Annotated in this window: 17 protein-coding genes; 10 read left to right on the top strand and 7 right to left on the bottom strand. The window is 34.2% G+C overall.

The annotated features are described in order from the left end of the window. The 4 genes from AW14_RS11260 to AW14_RS11245 all read left to right on the top strand — a co-directional run bounded on the left by AW14_RS11260 (window position 1) and on the right by AW14_RS11245 (window position 2,949). Window positions 1-915, top strand: a complete 915-nt coding sequence (locus tag AW14_RS11260; RefSeq protein WP_044638900.1) for a glutaminase — start codon at window positions 1-3, stop codon at window positions 913-915. A 25-nt stretch (window positions 916-940) separates the two neighbouring features. Then, window positions 941-1,771 carry a sugar nucleotide-binding protein gene (locus AW14_RS11255; RefSeq protein WP_044638899.1) on the top strand — a complete coding sequence of 277 codons (831 nt, stop codon included), beginning with the start codon at window positions 941-943 and terminating at the stop codon, window positions 1,769-1,771. A gap of 65 nt (window positions 1,772-1,836) precedes the next feature. After that, the gene (locus tag AW14_RS11250; RefSeq protein WP_044638898.1) at window positions 1,837-2,133 is read left to right on the top strand and encodes a 4a-hydroxytetrahydrobiopterin dehydratase; all 297 of its coding nucleotides are present in this window, start codon (window positions 1,837-1,839) and stop codon (window positions 2,131-2,133) included. Between the two features lie 96 nt (window positions 2,134-2,229). Then, window positions 2,230-2,949 carry a YebC/PmpR family DNA-binding transcriptional regulator gene (locus tag AW14_RS11245; protein WP_044638897.1) on the top strand — a complete coding sequence of 240 codons (720 nt, stop codon included), beginning with the start codon at window positions 2,230-2,232 and terminating at the stop codon, window positions 2,947-2,949. A 62-nt stretch (window positions 2,950-3,011) separates the two neighbouring features. Here the strand turns inward: AW14_RS11245 and AW14_RS11240 are convergent, their stop codons facing one another. From AW14_RS11240 to AW14_RS11230, 3 genes are all read right to left on the bottom strand, one after another. Then, entirely contained in the window at window positions 3,012-3,632 is a 621-nt protein-coding gene (locus AW14_RS11240; protein WP_044638896.1) for an L-threonylcarbamoyladenylate synthase, read from the bottom strand. A gap of 42 nt (window positions 3,633-3,674) precedes the next feature. Beyond that, complete coding sequence (locus tag AW14_RS11235; protein WP_044638895.1) at window positions 3,675-6,038, bottom strand: ATP-dependent helicase; 2,364 nt, start codon at window positions 6,036-6,038, stop codon at window positions 3,675-3,677. Between the two features lie 93 nt (window positions 6,039-6,131). Then, window positions 6,132-7,688, bottom strand: a complete 1,557-nt coding sequence (locus AW14_RS11230) for a DUF748 domain-containing protein (protein WP_044638894.1) — start codon at window positions 7,686-7,688, stop codon at window positions 6,132-6,134. Between the two features lie 61 nt (window positions 7,689-7,749). Between AW14_RS11230 and AW14_RS11225 the strand changes: the two genes are divergently transcribed. Both AW14_RS11225 and AW14_RS11220 read left to right on the top strand, forming a co-directional pair. Further along, window positions 7,750-9,312 (top strand): FMN-binding glutamate synthase family protein, encoded by a 1,563-nt coding sequence (locus AW14_RS11225; RefSeq protein WP_044638893.1) that lies wholly within the window; start codon window positions 7,750-7,752, stop codon window positions 9,310-9,312. 12 nt (window positions 9,313-9,324) lie between these two features. After that, window positions 9,325-9,846, top strand: coding sequence for a DUF7935 family protein (locus tag AW14_RS11220; protein WP_044638892.1), 522 nt, complete (start codon window positions 9,325-9,327; stop codon window positions 9,844-9,846). Window positions 9,847-9,848: 2 nt separating this feature from the next. Here the strand turns inward: AW14_RS11220 and AW14_RS11215 are convergent, their stop codons facing one another. From AW14_RS11215 to AW14_RS11205, 3 genes are all read right to left on the bottom strand, one after another. Further along, complete coding sequence (locus tag AW14_RS11215) at window positions 9,849-10,751, bottom strand: patatin-like phospholipase family protein (protein WP_044638891.1); 903 nt, start codon at window positions 10,749-10,751, stop codon at window positions 9,849-9,851. A gap of 43 nt (window positions 10,752-10,794) precedes the next feature. Then, window positions 10,795-12,747, bottom strand: coding sequence for a M1 family metallopeptidase (locus AW14_RS11210; protein ID WP_044638890.1), 1,953 nt, complete (start codon window positions 12,745-12,747; stop codon window positions 10,795-10,797). Window positions 12,748-12,888: 141 nt separating this feature from the next. Further along, window positions 12,889-14,577 carry a histidinol-phosphatase HisJ family protein gene (locus AW14_RS11205; RefSeq protein WP_044638889.1) on the bottom strand — a complete coding sequence of 563 codons (1,689 nt, stop codon included), beginning with the start codon at window positions 14,575-14,577 and terminating at the stop codon, window positions 12,889-12,891. A gap of 304 nt (window positions 14,578-14,881) precedes the next feature. Here AW14_RS11205 and recG point away from each other — a divergent pair, with 304 nt between their 5' ends. The 4 genes from recG (at window position 14,882) to AW14_RS11185 (ending at window position 20,412) form a co-directional block, all read left to right on the top strand. Continuing rightward, the gene (recG, locus tag AW14_RS11200; protein ID WP_044638888.1) at window positions 14,882-16,984 is read left to right on the top strand and encodes an ATP-dependent DNA helicase RecG; all 2,103 of its coding nucleotides are present in this window, start codon (window positions 14,882-14,884) and stop codon (window positions 16,982-16,984) included. Window positions 16,985-17,014: 30 nt separating this feature from the next. Next, window positions 17,015-17,596: a tRNA-(ms[2]io[6]A)-hydroxylase gene (gene miaE / locus AW14_RS11195; RefSeq protein WP_044639620.1), complete on the top strand. Its 582-nt coding sequence runs from the start codon at window positions 17,015-17,017 to the stop codon at window positions 17,594-17,596. A 230-nt stretch (window positions 17,597-17,826) separates the two neighbouring features. Further along, entirely contained in the window at window positions 17,827-19,998 is a 2,172-nt protein-coding gene (locus AW14_RS11190) for an endonuclease MutS2 (protein WP_044638887.1), read from the top strand. After that, window positions 19,999-20,412 (top strand): thiol-disulfide oxidoreductase DCC family protein, encoded by a 414-nt coding sequence (locus tag AW14_RS11185; protein WP_044638886.1) that lies wholly within the window; start codon window positions 19,999-20,001, stop codon window positions 20,410-20,412. Window position 20,413: 1 nt separating this feature from the next. Here the strand turns inward: AW14_RS11185 and AW14_RS11180 are convergent, their stop codons facing one another. Continuing rightward, window positions 20,414-21,232, bottom strand: a complete 819-nt coding sequence (locus AW14_RS11180; RefSeq protein ID WP_044638885.1) for a sulfurtransferase — start codon at window positions 21,230-21,232, stop codon at window positions 20,414-20,416.

The following is a 21,232-nucleotide window of genomic DNA, read 5'->3' as shown; positions in this document are numbered from 1 at the left end:
ATGCCAAATTTTCAATCCATTCTGGAAGCCATACATCAGGAGGCTATACATGCTAAAGATAAAGGCGTTGTAGCATCGTATATTCCAGAATTGGCACATATAAACCCAGAGCATTTTGGCATGCATCTAAAAACCTTAGATGGCCAAAGTTATGGTGTTGGCGATTATAATGTTCCCTTTTCTATACAAAGTATTTCTAAGGTTTTAGCCTTATCTAAAGCCATGGCGTTGGTTGGTGAATCTATTTGGGAACGCGTAGATGTAGAACCATCGGGGCACCCATTTAATCAATTGGCCTTATTAGAAATAGAAAATGGCATTCCTAGAAATCCGTTAATAAATTCGGGAGCTATTGTTATTGCCGATATTTTGCTTTCCAACTTAGAACATCCGAAAGAAGATTTTTTAAATTACATAAAAGCCATTACAAACGACGATACCATTCGCTATAACGAATCTGTAGCCTTTTCAGAAAAAGTAACGGGCTTTAAAAATTACGCGGCTGCCAATCTGTTAAAATCTTTCAATAATTTAAATAATCGTGTAGACGATGTATTAGATTTCTATTTTCATCAATGTTCCATAGAAATGACTTGCAGTCAGTTAAGCGAGGCGTTTTTCTTTTTGGCAAATAAAGGAAATTGCTTAAAAAATATAGCGCAGTTATCTGAAACACAAGCCAAACGTATTAATGCCATTATGCTTACCTGTGGTTTTTACGACGAGGCTGGTGAGTTTGCTTTCGAGGTAGGTTTACCAGGAAAAAGTGGCGTTGGTGGTGGTATTGTAGCACTTCTCCCCGACCAATTTGTAATTACTACCTGTTCGCCGGGTCTTAATAAAAAAGGAAATTCGCAATTGGGTATGTTAGCTTTAGAGCAGTTTACGACCAAAACGAAGCGGTCTATATTTTAGATTCGCTACCTTTCTATTTTTTATTATGAATCAAAAAGAAAGTAAACATAGAATTTTAATTTTAGGTGCAAGTGGCTTTTTAGGAGGTGCCATTTACAAAGAGCTATGCCCCTACTTTAAAACCTTTGGAACCTTTCATACCGATAATAAACAACTCGAAAAGAATCATCATTTTTTTCAATATAATTTTATGGAAGACGATGTTTTTGAAATTTTAAACATCGTAAAACCAACCATTATTATTTCGGCGCTTCGAGGTGATTTTGCTACTCAATTTATAGCCCATAAGCATATTGTAGAATATGTGCTTTCAAACAAAATTAAAATCATTTACTTGTCGGGTGCCAATGTGTTTGATGCTTACAGCAAATATCCGAGTTACGAATTCGATAAAACCTTAAGCCATAGCATATTTGGGCATTTCAAAATTAAAATTGAAAACATGCTCCTGCGCTTGCCTAAACAACAAGTAGCTATTTTAAGATTGCCCATGGTTTTTGGCAAACAATCGCCCAGAATTCAGGAATTTATTCAATTTATAAAAGAAAAAGAACCCATAGAGGTGTTTCCAAATTTAATAATGAATGTTACCAGCGATAGTAAATTAACGCAGCAAATTCATTATATTATTAATAGAAATAAATCGGGAATTTTTCATTTAGGAAGCAGTGATTTGGTGCATCACGACGATTTTATTAAGGAAATTATTAGCACATTGCATCTTAATAACGCCATTTACAAACAAGTATATACAACCAACGACGACCGATATTTAGCGGTTTTACCAAAATACAATCTGCTTCCCAAAAATTTGCAATTAACGAGTCAGGAAATTTTAACAGAATTAGAAATATAATTGATTTTATACTTTGAAATTAGTACCTTGAAGTTCTATAAAAACAAATAAAAACATTAAAGATTATGACTAAATTATCGGAAAAAGATATAGAAACCAGATTATTACAATTTCCAGAATGGGATTACTATGATGATGCCATTCACGCCGAATTTGAATTTGAAAACTTTAAAGACTGCTTTAGTGCCATGAGCCGTATTGCTTTCGAGTGCGAAGCTTTAAATCATCATCCCGATTGGTCGAATACCTATAATATTTTAACGGTATCATTATCTACACACGATGCCCAAGGTGTAACCGAAAAAGATTTTAAACTGGCCGCAGCTATTGAAGCTATTGTTGAGCCAGAAGATGAAGAATAATTTGTTTTTCTACACGAGGTTTTTAACTTTGTGCCGTTAAAAAAAATCTGTTCAATTTAATATCATTCCCTGTTTCAAGGGAATAATTCATAAATTATGGGAAGAGCTTTTGAGTTTAGAAAAGCACGTAAAATGAAACGTTGGTCTGCCATGAGTAAAGCCTTTACTCGCATTGGCAAAGATATTGTAATGGCTGTTAAAGAAGGTGGTCCAGATCCAGACAGTAATGCACGTTTAAGAGCGGTAATACAGAATGCAAAGTCTGTAAACATGCCAAAAGACAACGTGGAGCGTGCTATAAAACGCGCCAGCGACAAAAGTCAGGGTGATTATAAAGAAGTTATTTTTGAAGGCTATGCCCCGCACGGTATTGCAATTCTAGTAGAAACCGCCACCGATAACAACACCCGAACTGTTGCCAATGTGCGTAGTTATTTTAATAAATGCGATGGTAGTTTAGGTACTTCGGGTTCGGTAGTGTTTATGTTCGATCATACTTGTAATTTTAGAATTAATGGCGAAGGCTTAGATCCTGAAGAATTAGAACTAGAATTTATCGATTATGGTGCTGAAGAAGTTTTTGCCGACGAAGATGGCATCTTAATTTATGCACCTTTTGAAAGCTTTGGAGCCATCCAATCGGAATTAGAATCTAGAAACATTGAAATTTTATCTTCAGGTTTCGAGCGTATTCCACAAGTAACTAAAAAACTAACACCCGAGCAGGCTGCCGATGTAGAGAAACTACTTGAAAAACTTGATGATGATGACGACGTTCAAAATGTTTATCATACCATGGAAGAATCGGAAGATTAAAATACATATCCATAAAAAAACCAATCTGATGAGATTGGTTTTTTTATGAATTAACATGCTTGTTAAAAAATCTCCAAACTACCTTTACCTTCTCTAACCACCACAGGTTCGGCTTCCGATAAATCGATAACCGTCGATGGGTTGTTGTCGCCGTAACCGCCATCAATAACCAAATCGACTAAACGGTCCCATTTTTCTAAAATAAGTTCGGGGTCTGTGGTATATTCAATTACTTCATCTTCATCACGAATGGAGGTCGAAATAATTGGGTTTCCTAGTTTTTTTACAATTTCTAAAGCAATGTTATTCGCTGGTACACGAATACCCACCGTTGTTTTTTTCTTAAACGGGTTTGGTAACGACTTCGAACCCGGAAGGATAAATGTATAAGGCCCCGGAAGCGCCCGTTTTAATATTTTAAAAGTCGATGTATCTATTTGTTTTACATAATCGCTTAAATGACTCAAATCGTGACAAATAAATGAAAAGTTTGATTTTTCAAGCTTCACTTTTTTTATTTGAGCCACCCGTTCCAAGGCTTTAATATTGTTAATGTCACAGCCCAAACCATAAACGGTATCGGTAGGATAAATTATGAGTCCGCCACGTTTTAACACCGCCACGACCCGATCGATTTCTTTCGGATTCGGATTTTCTTCATATATTCTAATAAATTCGGCCATAACAGTTTCGTTTAACTTGGAAGCAAGGGTTATTTTTTAAAGTTAGCCAATAACTTCCAACTTCGCAAAGCGCAAAAGTAATTTTTTAACACCGCCATGCTGAAACTTAATTTCGGCTTTTACATCGGCACCAACACCTTCGATACTTAATACTTCACCCGAACCAAAACGTAAATGTTTTACAATGTTTCCAACGGCCAGTTTATTATCAAATAAATTCGTGTTTTCGGTATCGTTAGCTTTAGAAACGGGTTTTAAATTTTTAGGCGTTGTAACCTGAAATTTCACAGGTTCTTTTTTCTCTCCCATCGATTTCTTTAAAACGGCTTGTTTAGCAGGTTTAAAACGAATTTTATTAGGATCGGTTGTAGATGTGCGGCTAGGCATAACATCGCCAAAAATATCGGCATCTAGCATCGGGTTAAAACGACGTTCTTCCATAGGTGTTACAATATCTAAATATGCTTCGTCTATTTCCCCAATAAAACGACTGGGTTCCGAATCGACTAATTTACCCCAACGATACCGCGACAAAGCATAAGTTAAATAGGCTTGTTTTTCGGCACGAGTAAGCGCCACGTAAAATAATCGACGCTCTTCTTCTAATTCACTTCGTGTTCCCATACTCATGGCGCTTGGGAATAAATCTTCTTCCAGACCAACAATAAACACATGAGGAAACTCCAATCCTTTAGCCAAGTGAATGGTCATTAGCGCCACATGATCGGCATCACCTTTATCGGCATCTAAATCGGTTGCCAGAGCCACATCTTCAAGGAACTCGGCCAAAGAACCAGTGGTATCGGCGATTTCTTTCTGACCTTCAACAAAATCTTTCATACCATTTAAAAGTTCCTCGATATTTTCCATACGGGTTACCCCTTCCGGTGTCGTATCTTTTTTAAATTCCTGAATTAATCCTGTTTTTCTGGTTACATATTCTGCTAATTCGAAAACATCGGCAGTTTCATTTAACACCTGATAACTTTCAATCATGGTTACAAAATCTAATAATTTAGTTCTTGTGCCAGCATTTAATCGTATTTCAGTTTTATCGATGTTTTTCATTACTTCAAAAATCGAACGCTTGTAACTGTTGGCTGCAACAACTAATTTATCGATGGTTGTATTACCGATGCCTCTTGGAGGAAAATTAATTATTCGTTTTAAAGCTTCTTCATCGGCAGGATTTATAATTAATCGCAGGTACGATAAAACATCTTTTATCTCTTTTCTTTGATAGAAAGACACACCGCCATAAATTCTATAAGGAATATCTCGTTTGCGCAGACCGTCTTCTATAGAACGCGATTGCGCATTGGTTCTGTATAAAACCGCAAAATCACTGTTTTTTAATTGATTTTGCATTTTGGTTTCCCAAATGGTACTGGCTACATAACGACCTTCGTCGCTATCGGTTAACGAACGGTTTACTATAATTTTACCGCCCTCATTATTGGCTGTCCAAACAACTTTATCGAGTTTCGTTTCGTTTTTATCGATAATAGAATTGGCAGCATTTACAATATTTTTAGTAGAACGATAATTTTGTTCCAGCCTAAAAAGTTTAACATCGTCGTAATCTTTTTGGAAATTTAAAATATTGTTGATGTTCGCTCCACGAAAGGCATAAATACTTTGTGCATCGTCTCCTACCACACATATATTTTGAAATTTATCGGACAAAGCCCGAACGATAAGGTATTGGGAGTGGTTGGTATCTTGGTACTCGTCTACTAAAATATATTTAAAACGGTTTTGATATTTCATTAAAACCTCGGGAAAACGGGTTAGTAACTCGTTGGTTTTTAAAAGTAAATCATCAAAATCCATAGCGCCAGCTTTAAAGCAACGCTCTACATATTCTTTGTAAATATCTCCTAATCGTGGTCTTCGTGCCATGGTGTCGGCTTCAATTAATTCCGGATTTTGAAAATAAGCACGCACCGTAATTAAACTATTTTTATAAGAAGATATTCTGGATCTAATTTGTTTGGCTTTATAAATGTCTTTATCGAGCCCCATTTCTTTTATAATAGCTCCTATAAGCCTGTCTGAATCTTGAGAATCGTAAATGGTGAAATTACTCGGATAGCCCAAACGATCGGCTTCGGTGCGTAAAATTTTGGCAAAAACCGAGTGGAACGTACCCATCCACAAATTTTTAGCTTCACTTTGTCCCACAATAGTTGCAATACGCTCTTTCATTTCGCGTGCCGCTTTGTTGGTAAATGTTAATGATAAAATATTGAAGGGATCGACACCTTGATGCATCAAGTAAGCAATTCTATAGGTTAAAACTCGCGTTTTACCAGAACCCGCACCCGCAATAACAATCATTGGGCCATCTTTTTGTAAGGTTGGTGCTAATTGAGCTTCGTTTAATTGACTTAAATATTTTTCCAAAGTAATTTTAGTTTTTTAAAGTATAAAATTAACCATTGTTCGTCTTTTAAAAGGTTCGTTTTATTAATAATTATAAACAATTTAAAACTGAAATTACGATGGCTTTTTGTGTGATGAAGCATTTCGGTTGGTTAATGCATCAAATAAACCCGTTTTGGTGTTTAGCCAAACAAAACTGAAGAAAGATTTCGATGGGTCTCGTATAATCCCTTCTTTGTGGGATTCTCTAAATTTATTGGTTTCACTTTTGTTGAAAATAAATAAACTAATGAGTTTAGATTCCAGTATATTAATGGTTTTATGGTCTTTTCTTAGCGGTTCAATTTTTAAGTTTTCGTATTTTATTTTTAAATCGATATTCGATTTCATATTATTTCTAACAATATTAAAATCCAGCTCATCAATCGCGCCCTGAAATTGAAGATTTAAATTGGGTTCTGAAAATTCGTTAATATCACGAACTTTTAAATTAGAGATTTTAGCACTAAAATTAAAATGGTCGTTTAGGTCATTAACATCAAAATTCCAAAACGCTTTAATTGGTGCCTGCTTCATAAAATTAGCCTCTATATTTATTGTAGTTTTTACATTCTTGTAGGTGTTTCCTAAATTCTGTAAGTTCGCATTAAGCTTTGAAAATGTAATTTTTCCATCAAAATTATTGTTTTTAACGCGTTCAGAATAGGTTAAATCACCTTCATTAATTTCGACTTCATCAATAGCTAGTGAAAATTTCAACTCTCTTAAAAGCCTACTGTAAAGCGGTTTGAAACTACGTTTGTTAGCAACTAGTTTATCTGTGAATAAATCTAAACTTGGTTTTTTTATGCTAATTTTTGGAGAGTTAAAATAAAATAGCGTGTCGTTTTTTAAACCGAAATCGTAGTTGTTAATTTCTATTTTATCACATATTAAATTGGCATGATCGCGCTCTATTAACAAGTGTTTCGACAAACTTAGCTTCGAGTGTTTTGTATAAATTTTGAATGTATCGAGATCCATGTTTTTTGAAGTAATTTCAGAATGTCCAATTTTTAAATTATCAAAGGCATTCATTTTATAAAAAAACGAATCAAAACTCACATGGTAATCCTTGTATTTTAAAGGAATTTTACTTTTTAAAGTTTCATTGTTTAATTCGATATTTTTTAATTGAAAGTTGAAGTTATCTGAAGACAACAACAAAGAATCGGTTTCGGTGTTAAACATTTTAAACTGTGCTTTTGAGACATCAAAAGTTCCAATTTTAAGAATGTTTTTTAAATTTTTTAAAGGTTTAGAATGTGGTTTAGATGGTTTTTTATAGTATTTAATTTCTGGTTGTTTCAATTTAATGGCGCTAACATCTATGTTTTTAGTAATTAGATAGTTAATGTACTTAAAGTTTTCAACCGATAATGTCTTTAATTTCAGAATAATAGCAGGTTTGTCACTATGGATAGTTTTGGTTTCAAAAATGACATTATCGAAATGAACACTGCCTTTAAAAACATTCAAATTAAAATCTTCATATTGAATATTGAAGTCTTTAGATAAGGTGTTATTCAGGTAATTTTTAATAGATGATTTCACGTAAAAGTGAAAAACAATATATAATGCTACTAATACAGGCACTAATATGAGTGAGAAGATTTGAAGTTTTTTAGTCATTAAATAAAGATATCAATTTAGAATATTTTATTTTAAATATATTTACAAAAAAAACTTTAATATGATTTTCTTTATGTTTTCGATGGCAGACATTCGTTGGTGGATGTGGATTGTAATCTTTTTAATTCTGGTTGCTATTCGAGATATTTTTATTCAAAAAAAACACACCATAAGTCATAATTTCCCTATAGTAGGCCATTTACGATACATGCTAGAAAAAATAGGTCCCGAATTAAGGCAGTACTTAGTTGCTAACAATCGAGAAGAATTACCATTTAACCGTATTGAGCGCGGTTGGATTTATGCTTCAGCAAAAAAAGAGAATAATTATGAAGGTTTTGGTACCGATAGAGATATTTATGCGCACCAGCACATCTTTATAAATAATGCCATGATGCCTTTTAAAATTAACGAAACGCATCCTAACACCATCGATAAAACTTTTTTACCCTGTGCTAAAGTTATGGGCGTACATAACAAACGTAGAAAACCGTTTAGACCAGCATCGGTAATTAATGTATCGGCTATGAGTTTTGGTTCGCTTTCTGCAAAAGCTGTAGAATCTTTAAATAAAGGTGTTAAAATTGCTGGAGCTTACCACAACACTGGCGAAGGCGGGTTATCTCCATACCACAGTTATGGCGGTGATGTTATTTTTCATTTTGGAACCGGATATTTTGGAGTACGAGATGAAGATGGTAATTTCTCGATGGAAAAATTGGTAAAACTTGTTGAAAACAACCCCTTTGTTCGTGCCATAGAAATAAAGTTATCGCAAGGCGCTAAACCTGGAAAAGGCGGTGTCTTACCAGGTTCTAAAATAACAAAAGAAATTGCCGAAATACGCCACGTTGCCATAGGAAAAGATGTTTTGTCCCCACCAAACCATTCGGCATTTTCCAATGTGCCCGAAATGGTTGAGTTTATAGAAAACATTGCAGAAGCCACTGGTTTACCCGTTGGTATAAAGGCTGCTATAGGAAAATTAGAACAATGGGAAGAATTAGCCGATATTATGGTTGCAACCGGTAAAGGTCCCGATTTTATTACGGTTGATGGTGGCGAAGGCGGCACTGGAGCGGCGCCTCCTAGTTTTGCAGATCATGTGTCGTTACCTTGGGTTTATGGTTTTAGCGATTTGTATAAATTGTTTCAAAATAAAGGACTTACCGAGCGCATTGTATTTATTGGAAGTGGTAAACTGGGGTTTCCTGCCAAAGCAGCCATGGCTTTTGCGATGGGTGCCGATTGTATAAATGTCGCTCGCGAAGCCATGATGAGTATTGGGTGTATACAAGCACAAGTTTGCCACAACAACCGCTGTCCTAGTGGTATAGCAACACAAAGTAAATGGTTGCAAAGCGGCATCGATCCTACTTTAAAATCGGAGCGTTTGGCACAATATTTTAAGACTTTTAGAAAAGAATTAATAGAAATAACTCATGCTGCCGGTTACGAACATCCGTGTGAATTTAAAATGAGTGATATCGAAATAAATGTAGACGACCATAATATTTCATCGGAATTAGATAAAACCTACAAATACGAGAAAACCCCTGTACCGTTTACTAGTATGCAATCTTTAAAAGAATGTTTATATTTGGGAGGCTCTAAAACTAATTAACCTATAAATACTATGGATTCATCTAGAATTATCGACTTGCTTTTATTCTGTATACCTTCATTAATAACAGGATTAATTGCCTATTATTTTTTTAAAGAACATACTAAAAATGAAGATGGCCGACGCCGATTTTTGCTTCAAAAAGATTTACAGGTAACCGCCTTACCAATGCGCTTACAAGCTTACGAACGTATGACGCTTTTTTTAGAGCGTTTAACGCCATCTAAATTGCTTGTACGAGTGCATCCAACATCGACTAATAAAGAAGATTACGAAAACTTATTAATACAAAGTATAGAGCAGGAATTCGAGCATAATTTAACTCAACAGATTTATTTAAGTGATAAATTATGGAACATTATTACTGCTGCCAAAAATTCAACCATACAATTAATTAGAAAAGCTAGTTTACTGGAAAAAACGAATTCGGCTAATAAACTGCGTGAAGTTGTTTTAACTGAAATGTTAGACAGACGAGCGCCTAGCGATACCGCTTTAACTTATTTAAAAGAAGAAGTAAAAGAGTTTTTATAACATTATTCTTCTAACGGACTTAACTCCTGGTTTTTAAATCGTGCAAAATCATAACCACTTTGCCACCATTTCGTCATTTTTGCTTTATTAAAAATTAATGAGTTGGTTGTTAAAATGGTTGGTGTGTAATAAAAATTTATAATCGCATTGTTATGATTTGCCACGTGTTTACCAATTTTAATGTTTTGAGATTCAATTCTATCTAACATAAACGTAAACATATTGGTCATTAACGAAAACGGATTTCGCGAGGGCATTCTGTTATAATGCGACACTTCGGTTTGAAGAATAATAGCATCCACTTCGGTTGCGCCTCTGTTGATGGCTTCTTCAATGGGCACCATATTACCCAGTCCGCCATCGGCATATTCACAACCATTTTTTTTAACCAAAGACATAAAAGGCGTATAATTACAGGAAATCCAAATCCATTCAATAAACTCATCATAATCGTAATCCTGAATGCTTTTATATTCAACTTGATTAAGCGATAAGTTTGAGACCGTAACCACAATGTCTTTAGATGTTTTTTTAAGAGTCTTAAAATCGGTTTCGGTTAAATTTTGGCGAATTAATCGTTTTAAATTATGACTTTCTCCAAAAGTTTTACTTCCTCGAAGAAAATTTATAAGAACATTAATGTGGTTAATAGCAATATTATCGGCACCATGTTTCTGTTTCACAATAAAAGGGCAAACACTAAAAATACTGTTATTATTAACGTTGGTGTAAACCGATTTAATTTTTTCGATCTTATTTAATGCCAAATGAGACACTAATAAACTACCAGTAGAGGTACCAATAAAAATTTGATATTCGCGTTTTAAATCTTCAATAAGATATTGGGCTACACCACCAGCAAAAGCCCCTTTACTTCCGCCGCCAGAAATTACTAATGCTTTCATTTAATTTAGTTAGTTACTTTAAATATACAATAATTTTACATTATTATTCTTTAATTAATTCTTTTGCAAAACTCGAAAACCGCCAGTTGTGGTGCTTGGTAGCTTCTTTTAAATTCGATTTGCAGAATTCGTTACAAGCCTTAATTTGATTTAAAAACATGAAGGCATTTTGTCGGGTTTCAAAATCGTATAAAGTGCTGGTGTAATTGGTTAATTCGTTAAAATAGCTTGATTTGTTTTCAGGTTCAAAATCTTCGGTTACCAAAGCCAGTGTAAGCCAAAGTATGCGAATATTATTGTCGTTAAATCCTTTAATATTTTTGGTTTGATTTAAATATTTTTCCCGCTCCTGCGGAAAATTAACCCATAAGTTATACAAGGCCGTTTCTATGGTTATATAGGACGCATCTTTTAAAAGCGATTCATAAGAAGCTTTTAATTCTAACGGAATGCTGGTTAATGTTTTTGCCAAAGTCTGACGCACTTTAAGCGGATTGTTAAAAGCCTCGTTGGTTAATCTGTTTTTTAATTGGCTTACCACTTTAACTTTCGCTTCATTGGAAATTCCAGAGTTTATATAGTCGTTACACTTAGACGTGTAGGCTTCGCAATCGACCATGAGGTATTCTTGTATAAACACCGATTTTTTCAAACTTTCTAAAGCCTCGTCGTAATTAAAAAAAGTACTTTTTATCCATTTTTCAACAAAATCATGCAACTTTTTATGACTTACTGTTTCAACTTCTGAAATAAAATCGTTTGTTTCAACATTTTTAAACTGATGCTTTTCTAAGTAGTTTTTAACAGCGTTTTTAAAAGCAGCATCCCCTACTTTTTCTCGTAACATATGTAATACCCAAGCACCACGTTTGTAAAATGTGATGCTACTAGATTCTGGATTTAAAAGCGAGGTACCACTTCCAGCTAAATCCTGCTCTTTTAATTCTTGAGCATACTCGTACAATTGCCAGTAATAGTAGTTGTCTCCAAAAAGCTGTTTTTCTGCGAGCAAGGCGTAATAGGTAGCAAAACCCTCTTGAAGCCAATGGTGCGTTCCAGACGTTTCGGTAACCAAATCGCCAAACCATTGGTGAGCCAGTTCGTGGGCGTTAACATTTACATAATTTTTATCTTTAAAGGCAATGGAATCTATAACAAAGGCATCAGAAAAAATGGTGGTACTGGTATTTTCCATGCCAGCGTATAAAAAATCTTTTACTGGAACCTGTTTATAATTTTGCCAGGGATATGGAACGCCAATTTCATTTTCTAAAAAATCGAAAATTTGTTTTGTGTAGCGATATGTGGGTTCAAATTTTATAGAATCTTCAGAGTAATAATACATTTCTAAAGGCAAATTACTGTTAGAAAATGCTATCGATTTATTATATTTTCCAATAGCTAAAGCTACTAAATAACTTGCCATGGGCTTTTGCATATCGTATTGCCAAATGGTTGTATAGTCTTTAATTTCTTTGTTTACTAGTTTTCCATTGGCAATAACTTCGTAATCTTTATTAAACTCTATCGTTAAATCGAATTCAATTTTGTCGTTCATATCGTCAATTGAAGGCAACCAATTACTGGTGTATTTCCCCTGCCCTTGTGTCCATATTTGTTTGCGTCCTTCTAATAATTTCCAATCAATAAAATACATGGCTTTTTTAGGGCGCGTTTTCCAGGTAACTGCAACAGTATGTTTGGTGTTGGCTTTAAAAGGATGTTTAATTATGATATGGTTACCATCGTAATAATTGTTTATAATATTACCATCTAAAACATAAGATACACTATCGAAATTTTTAGCATCTAAATATATAGAATCGGTATGCTTTTTAATTTCAAATGTATATAAAACAGTACCCGATATTTCGTTTTGTTTTAAATCGCCAAAACCAATGTTAGCTTGGGCTGTTTTAAAATCGACACGGTCTGTTTGCTGTGCATTTATAACAAAACAGAGCAATAAAAAAGTATAAATATGTAGCAGCTTCATAAAGTGAATATAACAAACTTTGAACCAAAAAAGGAGGGTTTTATTGTGCTTTCGTAGCTTAAACAAAACAAAAAAGCTTAAAAAATCAATTTATAAAAATCGATAATTTAAGCCTTCGTTTTTTAAGTAATTAAAATTCAATTACATACTATGAAATTCAATTAAATTGGCTTCGTAATATTGCTCACCTAATTTTGATAGTAAATTTCTAATGGTATTGCTATCGCCATCGACAGCAACTGCCGAGTAACCTGTATCGTTTAGCTTTCCTAAACGTAAATCGATAATATTAATATGTTTTGATGCCAGAGCAGATAATAAAATTAAAAGTACTCCTGGCGCGTTGTGATGCTTGGTTAAAATAACCTTATCGTTTAAGGCTAAATTTAATTTTACACCATCCATTTCTAATAAATACACCCCTTCGCTGTAATAGTTTGGCAGGGTTGCATGCTCTTTATAGGTTAAATTAGTGAAAACACCCCCATCGGTACCTTTTATAAAATCGATGGCGCTATGCACGTTGTTACCTTCGTCTGTAATAGATAAAAAGGCCATGGCTGTACCATCGTTATTCGATTTTAAACGAGCCGTTTCTACGTTAATGCCTTCGGAAGCTAAGGTGTTAAAAAGTGATGAAATAACGCCTGGTTTATCTAAATGCTCAGAAAACAAACCGTTAACCTTAGCATCGGTCATTTTAGGAATTTCATTTGAAACCGTAATAGACTTGCCCCATTTACGAATTCTAATGGCGTTATATTCGCCCATACCAGTAGAATTTTTGTAAATATCTACAAACTCAGAAAAACTACCACCAAACGAAAAATCGGGTATAATTCTACGTTGAGCATCATCTAAACGCTGATTTAGTAATTCGATACCTTTGTTTAAAACGGTATATTTTACTTTCAATTCATGGTCATCGAAAATGGTTCGGTTTTCTGGAATTAACTTCGAATAACTTACATAACTTTCGTAACCTGCCTCATGAATATATTCTAAACTTTCTTTAAAGTTAAGGCCGTAATAACGAACATGATGCGTATCGGTACCAACACAAACCGGAATTTGAAGTTGGTTAGCTCGTCTCAAAATACTCTGTATTGGATACACACCCACGCCTTTAAATTTACCAGCCATGTTAACATCGAGGGCTAAATTTCTATCGGCAATAAGCTCTAAAAGGGTTCTAAATTTATTTGCAAGCGGATGCGAACTGGTTTCGAAATTAATTAAAGCTTCGGGCATATCGACATTCAATTTTGGCAAATCAATATGTCCGATAATTTGAATCATATCGCCAAAACATTCAATCATTTGAATCATTTCATTGAAATAGCCATCCCAATAAGCTTCTAAACTACCACGCATTTCTAGTAGTTGTAGGGCTTCTTCTTTAGAGCCATCATAAGGTAAACCTTCTGGAGCAAAATGTACAGAGCCAATAACATAATCGGCGTCTTCTGCTTGAAATATTTTAGAGCGACTCCATTGCAAACCTAGGTCTGGACCCATCCACTCTAATTCTACACCGTATTTTATATTTATTTTTCCTGCATATTTTTCGCGTAAACTGGCAATACGTTTCGGGTAATTTAAATACGAACGGTTTCCTCTAATAAACTTTACATTGGTTTCTCTCTCTGCGATATAACGAAAACTTGTTAATCTAGGTGAATGAATAATAAAAGTTATACTTGGGTGTTTGGCTTCAATAGCTTTATCAATAATATCTTCTAATTTATCGATACCGTGTTTCACGTGGTCTTGTTCTGTACCTGCGTGAATACCATGTGTTTCCCAAATAAATTCGTTAAGTTTTCTCATTAATTAATACAATTTAATAATGCATTTAAAAGTTCAAATTTAACTATTGAAATAGAATAATTAGCGAAAATCTTAAGGTTTTAAATAAATTTTAAAAAGAAAAGATAGTTATCGCTAAAAATACTCGAAATGCATATTTTTAGTATGAATTCAATAAAAAACAAGCGTTTTTTAATCTGTTTTTACATTATTAAAAGAATTAAAAAAACCTAATTATTGCCTTAAAACCCCAATAAAAAAAGAAGTATCATCAAATTACAATAAGCGTTTTAACTTTTAGCTTAAATGCTTAAATTCGCTGTCTATGGCATTAAATCTTCAAACTCCAATCGATTATCTTAAAGGCGTTGGTCCTAGCCGTGCCGATTTTCTACGTAAAGAGTTGGGTATTCATACCTATCAGGATTTAATGAATTTATTTCCAAACAGATACATAGACAGAACACAGTATTACAAAACCAATCAATTACAACAAAATAATGCCGATGTTCAGGTTATTGGGAAAATAGTATCCTTTACCGAAGTGGCTCAAAAACATGGTAAACGTTTGGTTGCGACTTTTCAAGACGATGTAGGAACCATGGAATTGGTGTGGTTTCGGGGGCAAAAATGGATAAAAGACAATCTCAAACTTAACAAGCCTTATGTTGCTTTTGGTAAAGCGAATTGGTTTGGCGGTAAATTTTCTATGCCGCATCCCGAACTGGAATTACTCGAAGAGCATGAAAAGAATTTACGTTCGGCGATGCAACCGGTATATCCTTCTACCGAAAAACTGTCAAATAAAGGCATAACTAATAAGGTGATTAGCAACATGCTTCAGCAATTGTTTATAGAGTCGAACGGCCGATTTAAAGAAACGCTATCGGCTCCTATATTGAATGAATTAAAACTTATTTCTAAAAGTGAAGCGCTCTTCAATGTGCATTTTCCTAAGAGTCAGGAGTTGTTGGCTAAAGCACAATTCCGATTAAAATTTGAAGAGTTATTTTATATTCAATTGCAATTAATCATTAAAAATAGAATTCATAAAAGTAAAATTAAGGGCTTTCCTTTTGAAAAGATTGATAACTATTTTAACACCTTTTACAATAATTATTTGCCTTTCGATTTAACCAATGCACAAAAGCGTGTTTTAAAAGAAATAAGAGCCGATTTAGGCAGCAATGCCCAAATGAATCGGTTGCTTCAAGGCGATGTGGGGTCTGGAAAAACCATTGTAGCCTTTATGTCGATGCTCATGGCGCTCGATAATGGGTTTCAGGCATGTTTAATGGCGCCTACCGAAATCCTAGCAACACAACATTTTAATGGCTTGTTGGAATTATGTAAACCACTGAATATAAGCATAAAAACACTTACAGGTTCAAGTAAAACTTCAGAACGAAAAATAATTCATAAAACATTAGAAAATGGCGAATTACAAATTATTATTGGAACGCATGCCTTGCTTGAAGACAAAGTAAAGTTTCATAATTTAGGTCTCGCTATTATTGATGAACAACATCGGTTTGGTGTAGAGCAGCGTAGTAAATTATGGCGAAAAAACACAAATCCGCCGCACATTTTGGTTATGACGGCCACTCCTATACCAAGAACCTTAGCTATGTCGGTTTACGGCGATTTAGATATTTCTGTAATTGATGAGTTACCGTCGGGAAGAAAACCTATTAAAACTGTGCATCGCTACGATAAAAACCGACTAAACGTGTTTAAATTTATACGTGATGAAATTTCTAAGGGCCGACAAATTTATGTGGTCTATCCACTCATTCAAGAAAGTGAAGCCCTAGATTATAAAGATTTGATGGATGGTTATGAGAGTATTTCCAGAGATTTCCCGATGCCAGAATATCAAATTTCCATTGTTCATGGTAAAATGAAACCTGCCGATAAAGATTTTGAAATGCAGCGCTTCATTAAAGGTGAAACTCAAATTATGGTTGCAACAACGGTTATTGAGGTTGGTGTCAATGTGCCAAATGCCTCTGTAATGATTATTGAAAGTGCCGAGCGTTTTGGTTTATCGCAATTGCATCAATTACGAGGGCGTGTTGGTCGTGGTGCCGAACAAAGTTATTGTATATTAATGACAGGGCATAAATTAAGTAACGACAGTAAAACCCGATTGGAAACCATGGTTCGTACCAGCGACGGATTTGAAATTGCCGAAGTAGATTTAAGACTTCGTGGCCCTGGTGACCTTATGGGAACCCAACAAAGTGGTGTTTTAAACTTAAAAATTGCCGATATTGTTAAAGATAAAAACATATTGCAACAAGCCCGATATTACGCTAAAAACCTTATTAATACAGACCCAACATTGGCAAAACCCGAAAACGACGTTATTTTAAATACGTACAAAGAAGTAACAAAATTTAAAAATATTTGGAATTACATTTCGTAATTTAAACTTTATAACATACTAATTATGAGCATGCTTCATTTAAAATTAGAAACCGATCCTCGATGGGTAAATATCGCAGAATCTAATCTCGAAGAAATTCTAACAGACCATGCCTGGTGCGAACAAAAAGCGGCCACAAATGCCATTTCTTTAATCACTTTAAACTCCGAATATACCGATATGGTTACCGATTTACTGGAGTTAGCTAAGGAAGAGTTAGAGCACTTTCAAATGGTACACGATATTATAAAAAAGCGAGGGTATACACTCGGTAGAGAACGAAAAGATAGCTACGTTAACGAACTTTATAAGTTTATGAACAAAGGTGGCAATCGTTTACAATGTATGGTCGATAGGTTATTGTTTTCGGCCATGATTGAAGCCAGAAGCTGCGAACGTTTTAAATTACTTTCAAGAGAAATTAAAGACCCCGAATTAGCTAAATTTTATTATGATTTAATGGTTAGTGAAGCTGGACATTATACCTTGTTTATTTCCTATGCACGAAAATATGGAAAAGACATTGATGTTGATGCCCGTTGGAAAGCTTTAGTGGAATTTGAAAGTGAAGTCATTAAAAATTACGGAAAAAGTGAAACCATTCATGGTTAAAAAAAACTCAACTAAAGATTAGTTGAGTTAGATAAACCGTTAGAATTTTGATTGATGAATAGTATAAATATTTGATATCCAAAGTACAAACAAAATATTTACACTGCTGTTATGATAATGTTAAATCAAATACAAAGGTGTTAAATCTTACTTTTAAATAATTTAAAGTCTTTTAAGTATCTCATAGAGAATGTGTAAATTTGCAGCTTTCCTAATATCTATAATTAAGAATGATTAACATTCACACAAAAACATTACAAGATTTAGAATTTTCAACGGTACTAAAGCAAATAAGCGAGCATTGTATTACCGCTTTAGGTAACGAAAAAGCGCTAGAAATAGGTCCGCTTAGTGATAGAGACACTTTACGTATTTGTTTACATCAAACCAACGAATATGTAGCATCATTTCAAAACGAAAACCGCATTCCAAATCATGGTTTCGATGCTATCACTAAAGAAATTAAGCTTTTAAAAATAGAAAACACGTTTTTAGATGTTCATAGTTTAAAAAAAATTGTTGCTATTTCCATTACAGCTAACGAGCTTGTTACGTTTTTAAATAAATTTCAGGAGTATTATCCAGAACTATATAATTACGCTTCAAATATTGAAGTAACAAAGATTGTTATTGAAAAAATTGACAGTATTGTAGATCGTTTTGGCGAAATAAAAGATAATGCTTCACCCCTTCTTTTCGATTTAAGACAATCTATAAACCGCGTTCGAGGCAAGATAAACCAAAGTTTTAATTCGGCTTTAGCTACGTACCATGGTTTAGAATACTTAGATGATATTAGAGAATCTGTTGTAGAAAACCGACGTGTTTTAGCAGTAAAAGCGATGTACAGACGTAAGGTAAACGGAGCTATTATGGGCAGTAGTAAAACCGGTAGCATTGTTTATATGGAACCGGAAACGACCTTAAAATATTCTCGCGAATTAAGTAATTTAGAATTCGAAGAAAAGGAAGAAGTCACCCGAATTTTAAAAGAAGTCACAAACTTTATTCGTCCGTTTTTACCATTATTTACTAAATACCAAAATTTTTTAATTGATATCGATGTGATCTCGGCAAAAGCAAAATATGCACTAAGCATGAACGCCTTGCTTCCCGAAATAACCGAAGACCGTAGCATGTTTTTGCGTGATGCCTATCACCCACTGCTTTACTTAAATAATTTACAGAAAAAAGAAAAAACGTTTCCACAAACTATTGAATTAAAACAAGATAGTAGAATTATAGTGATTTCCGGACCCAATGCTGGAGGTAAAAGTATCACATTAAAAACGGTAGGATTACTTCAAGTTATGCTACAAAGTGGCTTACTTATTCCGGTGCACGAGCGTAGTAAGGTTTGTTTATTTGATAGAATTTTAAGTGATATTGGTGATAATCAATCTATAGAAAATCATTTAAGCACATACAGCTACCGCTTAAAGCAAATGAATTATTTCTTAAAAAAATGCAATAAGAACACCCTGTTTTTAATTGATGAATTTGGAACAGGAAGTGACCCCGAACTTGGTGGTGCATTAGCCGAAACGTTTTTAGAGGAGTTTTACCATCGAGAAGCTTTTGGTATTATAACAACGCACTATTCTAACCTTAAAATATTAGCCAACGAGTTGCCTAACATGCTTAATGCAAACATGTTGTTTGATGAAAAAACCTTAGAGCCTCTTTACAAATTAGTAATTGGCCAGGCCGGTAGTAGTTTTACTTTTGAAGTGGCCCAAAAAAATGGTATTCCTTTCGGTCTCATAAATCGTGCTAAGAAAAAAATTGAACGCAGTAAAGTACGTTTTGATGCTACCATTGCTAAACTTCAAAAAGAACGTTCTAAACTCGAAAAAACAGGCGAATCTTTAAAGCTTAATGAAAAGAAAAAAATTCAGGAAGCTGGTCGTTTAGAAGAAATAAATGATAAAATTCAGAAGAAATTAGAAAGCTATCAAGAGCTGTACGATAGCAACCAACGCCTTATTTATTTAGGGCAAAAGGTGAATGATTTATCTGAAAAATATTTCAATAACAAACAAAAGAAACCTTTAATGGACGAACTATTTAAAATGGTTCAAATAGAAAATTCGAAGCGCACGAAAGAAAGCAAAAAAGAAAAGCAAATTAAAAAGGCCATCGAGAAAAAAGTAAAGCAAGAGGTAGAAAAAAAGGTTGAAGTTATTAGAGAAAAGAAAAAAGAAGAAAAAACAAAGGCCAAACTAGCGCCTCCAAAGCCAAAGGCTATTTTACGCATTGGTGACCGTGTTCGACTTGAGGATGGTCGCGCCATTGGAACCTTAGATAAAATTGAAAAAAACAAAGCTTTGGTTAATTATGGCATATTTACTACCAGTGTCGATTTATCGCAATTAGAATTGGTCGAGGCCATGAAAAAATAAATGGAAGGTATAACTAAAAATCATCAAGTTGTTTTATTTGATGGTGTCTGCAATTTGTGCAATTCCAGTGTGCAATTCATTATTAAAAACGACAAAAAGGGTGTTTTTAAATTTGCTCCTTTACAAGGTACTTTTGGCAAGGATATTATAAATAAATATCAGATAGATACCACTCAAACCGATTCTATTATTTTACTCACAAAAAACGGATTAAAAATTAAATCGACAGCGGCATTATATATTTCCAAAGCATTAAATTTTCCGCTTAATCTTCTTTTTGTATTTATTATTGTTCCTGCTTTTATAAGAGATGGCGTTTACAATGTTATTGCTAAAAACCGCTATAAATGGTTTGGTAAAAAAGAAGCTTGTATGATACCCACACCAGAGTTAAAAAATAAGTTTTTAGAATAGATTATTCTGGAACTAAACTCCCCCACTCGGTCCAAGAACCATCGTAAACAGCCATGTTTTTATAACCCGAAATCTCGGCGCCTAAAGCCAAAACACATGCGGTGAGTCCGGAGCCACAAGAAAAAATTAAAGGATCTTCTGGCGATGCTAAAGGTTTAAATTTAGATGCTATTTCAGCTTTTGAAATTAAAACATGTCCATTTAATAAATCTTCGAAAGGTAAATTAACAGAATTTGGAATGGTTCCCATACGCAAACCAGCTCTAGGTTCGGGTTCTGTGCAATTAAAACGACCTGCCGAACGGGCATCAATAATGGTATGGGTTTTATTATTGGATGCCGCTTTTACATCATTAAAAAACTGCATGAGTTCAGGTTTTAAATGCGCTTCAAAATTACCAGATTCCCCAGCATAAGGCTTCATGCTTTCTGTTGGAAACTTGTGTTTTAACCATTCTGGAAATCCGCCATCTAAAACAGCAACATTATTATAACCAAAGGCTTTAAAAAGCCACCAAACACGAGCACTTGAATAAATACCTTTATCGTCGTAAACAACAATGGCACTGTCGTTATTAATACCTAATTCGCGAGCCGAAGTTTCAAACAATTCTTTAGATGGAAATGCACTTGGAAACGGATCGGCGGTGTTGCTAAACTTGTTTTTTATGTCAAAAAAACGGGCACCAGGAATTTGTGGTTGGTCTTCATTAAAAACCTTATTGATGGTTCCGTCGAGAATAATTAAATTTTTGTGTTCTAAATTATCATGTAACCATGGAACAGATACTACGGGTTCTTGAAATAAAAGCGTTTTCAT

The sequence above is a fragment of the Siansivirga zeaxanthinifaciens CC-SAMT-1 genome (assembly GCF_000941055.1).
Taxonomy (GTDB): Bacteria; Bacteroidota; Bacteroidia; order Flavobacteriales; family Flavobacteriaceae; genus Siansivirga; species Siansivirga zeaxanthinifaciens.
Note: the sequence above shows the minus strand (reverse complement) of the source record. Positions and strands in the feature narration are given on the sequence as shown.